The sequence below is a fragment of the Paraclostridium benzoelyticum genome (assembly GCF_001006285.1).
Classification (GTDB): Bacteria; Bacillota; Clostridia; order Peptostreptococcales; family Peptostreptococcaceae; genus Paraclostridium; species Paraclostridium benzoelyticum.
This window is the reverse complement of sequence record NZ_LBBT01000277.1, coordinates 1-4,252: the sequence shown is the minus strand read 5'-3', so window position 1 is coordinate 4,252 and position 4,252 is coordinate 1. Positions and strand designations below refer to the sequence as shown.

The window sequence follows — 4,252 nt, the reverse complement described above, 5'->3', positions numbered from 1 at the left end:
TATACTTCTTAATTGTTTTAAAGTTTTATACTAAGTTTAAAATCAATTTATCATATGTGAAAAATAATAGTTTTAAAATTCATGTTAAAAATTTGAATTTGTAAATCTAATAACTTTAAATTAATTTAACATACATTTAATAAATTAATTGTTACCATTATTATTAGAACAGAATAAATTAATTTCTAGGGATATTAAACTTGGAGGTAAAATGAATATATTATTTTTCAAAAAACTACTTTTACTTTTATTGTATTTCTACCATGTAGATAATTCTACTGTTATCATGGACATTTTAGTATCCTCAACTATAATTTTCAATTTATTTTTAATTAAAAAATTCAAAAGTTTAGAAAAAAACAAAAGAATGCCTAGATTTATCTAGGCATTCTTTTGTTTTTAAATTGTATAACAATATATTTCCATAACTAGGTAAAATATATTGTTATACAATAGAATTTAGCAAGTTAAATATGTAATTGAATTCTATTCTAAATGCTTTGTAACCTAGATAAACATTAAAACCATATAACTATGATTTATAAAATAATAATTTATTAACTTTACTATATAATAATTGATATTATCGCCGTATTATAACTTTATCGGTCTCTATATAATGAAAAATAGTATATAAATATAAGACTAATTTTTATATCAAAATGCATAATTATTAAGTTTGTCATGTTATCGTTAAATAATATAACCTGTTTAATAGTATTATTTCTACTCTACATGCATATTTAAAATTAAAAAGGGAGAATTTATGGTATTTTTATTAATGACAATCATAGGTATATTTTTTATACTAACAGGTCTATTAACTTTATTTTTTACTTTATTTAAAAAAGGAAAAGTACTAAGAAAAAAATCAATTTTTATAGTTCTAAGTTTAATTACTTTATCTGAGCTGTTTATAACAGTTACAGCTTTGCCGACTAATTTTATTGTAAAAAAAATTGTTCTTGAAATTTTAATGATTTTATTATTTTGTAATTTATTTCTATATTTAATTAGATATAAAAAAGGATTTAACTCTAGGAGATTAATTCTAGGATTTTTATCTACAATATCAACCATCGCATTATTTACTTTTTAATGCTCAAATACTAATATTTCGATTTACGATTGGCTGATTTAATTATTTATAATTTTACAACACTAAAGATATTAAAAAGGTGATCTGAGCTTTAGGTCACCTTTTTTATTATCTCCATTTTAATCTTAATTACAAATTTTACATTCTCATTTTAATAATCAAATCAAAATAATTCATATATATTAACATCTTCTCATCTATGTTACAAAAAAGACACTTAAGGAAAGAAAACATTAAGATTTAATTCCTTTTTTCTATGATAGAATTTCCTCAAGGAGGTAACAATAAAAAAATAAATACTAATTTTTATGAAAAATAAGAAAATACTAATTTATAATTTAATTAAAATTAAATAGTGTTAAATTATAAATATAAATATGAGGAGAGAAATCGTGAAAGATTTTTTAAAATATTCATTAATAGTAATTGTTATATTCATTGTTATTATAGCCTTTAATTTTCAAAAAATAATGGTTAAATTTACTTCATTTATCCTTGAAGATAGTATTAATAAACAAGTTAAAATGCAATATGATGAAAAAAAAGTTACTAAATCAAAAAATGATATTAATATAAATCAATTTAAAGCTGAATTAGATCAAATGAGTGATTTAAAATTCAAGAACATTAGTGATTTGATATCAAATGCAAATATAAAAGATATTCAATCTCTATATGATTCTAAAAAACTTACTTGTGAGGAATTAGTTATTTATTATTTAAAAAAAATTGAAAAATATGATATAAATAAACTAAATTCAATAATAGAATTAAATCCAGATGTAATTAAAATTGCAAGAGAAAAAGATAAAGGAACAAGATCTGGAAAGTTATATGGTATTCCAATAACGTTAAAAGCAAATATAGGTACTTCAGATAAAATGCATACTACTGCAGGTTCTTGCGCTTTAAAAGATTCTATTTTAGATGAAGATTCTTTTATTGTTAAAAAGTTAAGATCTGAAGGAGCAATTATACTGGGTAAGACTAATCTTAGTGAATTTGCTAACTACATGACTACAAAATCATCTAATGGATACTCTGCTTTAGGAGGTCAAACTCAAAATCCGTATGGCAAGTTTGATGTTGGAGGTTCTAGCTCTGGATCAGCATCATCTGTTGCTAGTGGATTTTCTGTTGCATCAATAGGAACTGAAACAGCTGGATCTATAATATATCCGTCTAGCCAAAATTCTGTTGTAGGAATAAAGCCATCTATAGGGTTGGTTAGTAGAGATAGAATAGTCCCTATAGCTGAATCACAAGATACAGCTGGTGTAATCTCTAAAAATGTTGATGATGCGGCTTTAATACTTAGTTCTATATATGGATATGATACAAATGATAAAGATACAATAGCCTCTAAAAACTTAGATGAAGATTATATTAGGTATTTAAATGAAAAATCAATAAAAGGCATGAAAATAGCTATACTGAAACCGCTCGCTGTTAGAAATAGTGACTTAGTTTTTTTTGATAGTATACAAAAAGATCTAAAAAATATGGGAGCTAAAACTCATATAGTTTCTTTCTCTGATGAAATTAGCAATGTAAAAATGAGTGAATCATTAGAGGCTGGGTTTAAATTTGATATGGACAAGTATCTAAAAATTGCTAAGATTAATGGTGTAAGCAGTTTAAAAGATATAGTTAATATTAATAAAGATAATTTAGAAAACAGAGCTCCTTATGGACAAGATTTATTAGAAAAATCTCTAGCAAATAAAATGTCTCTTGATGAATATAAAAACTTAGTTGAGTCTAATAAAAAAATAGCTAGTAAAGAAATAGATAACATATTGAAAAATGCAGATATAATAGTATCTTTAAGTAATCAAGCAGCAATGGCATATGCACCTGCAGGCTATCCAGCTCTTACTGTTCCTGCTGGATATAAAAGTAATGAAGAACCAATAGGTATTACTTTTGTAGGATCTAAATTTGAAGAAGGTAAATTATTAAAAATAGCTAATGTATATGAGAACAATACTAAATATAGAAAAGATCCTAATTTAAAGTACTAGTTATATATTAAATAGTAAATCCATCAGACTTCATATTAATGTTTTCTGATGGATTTTTATATACTATAATTATAGTATATAAAAATTGACATCAATAAATTTTTACACTTAAATAATTTTAATATAAAACTATTTAAGCATAAAATATTTTTTAGAGGGCACTCATGGATTATAATGACGCTAAATTTAAAAAAGCAATAGAAGTATTGCAATCATTTTATTCAGTGATAAAAGAAACTAGTGATTTTACAAAAAAAATGCTCATGAACTGGGTATGATTATACAACAATTATCTATTTTGAATTCGTTAGCTACAAATTCAGACTTAACACTAAAAAACCTTACTGAGGTAATGTCAATGTCTCTTTCAAAAAATTCTGTAAGCTTAATAGTAGATAAATTAGTTGAACAAAATATAGTTGAAAGAAAATCATCAACAATAGATAGAATAAAGATTATACTAAATCTTACAGAAAAAGGTGATTACCTTTACCAACAATCATAAAATAATGCATATGCTTATAAAGCAATGTTACTTGCTCTTGATTGTCTAGATTCTAAAGATATCGATTCATTGCTTGAAATACATGATCATATAATTAAAAATATAAAATCACTAAAATAGTTAAATACTAAAATTAATTTAATATGTACTTCCTGTTATCTTTAGTATTTAAAAGTTTAAATATAATTAAGTATTAATATATTGTCCATATATATGAATTTTCTGCTACAAAAGCATATATACGGGTATAACTTATTACTATACATATTAAAGTAGTTTATTAAATAAAAATAACTTTGTAGGTGATAATTATGCTAACAAATTTGATTTTTATCTTATTGTCTATATTGGCACTAAGTTTAAATCATACAGATTATAAAGATGCAAATAAGTATGTTTTTTATGGAACTTTTTTAATTATCAATGTAATTTTATTATTTGGTATAAAAAATTTACTTTCATATATACTACTTTTTTTACTTTCTATTTTATGTATATTTGCATTTATAAAAATCTCATTTAAAAATAACAAATTATTTCAACAAAAAACAAGAAACCATAAAAAAGATTAAATGTATATTTAATCTTTTTTTATTGCATGATTAAATTGTATATATACAAAAT

1 protein-coding gene and 1 pseudogene are annotated in these 4,252 nt (G+C 22.6%); both read left to right on the top strand.

Features of this window, described 5'->3' with window-relative positions; all coding sequences use genetic code 11:
- The first annotated feature begins 1,491 nt into the window (after window positions 1-1,491).
- Window positions 1,492-3,123 carry an amidase family protein gene (locus VN21_RS14135; protein WP_052952079.1) on the top strand — a complete coding sequence of 544 codons (1,632 nt, stop codon included), beginning with the start codon at window positions 1,492-1,494 and terminating at the stop codon, window positions 3,121-3,123.
- A gap of 259 nt (window positions 3,124-3,382) precedes the next feature.
- Window positions 3,383-3,628 (top strand): annotated as a pseudogene (locus VN21_RS18305) (MarR family transcriptional regulator); the annotation flags it as partial.
- Window positions 3,629-4,252 lie beyond the last annotated feature (624 nt).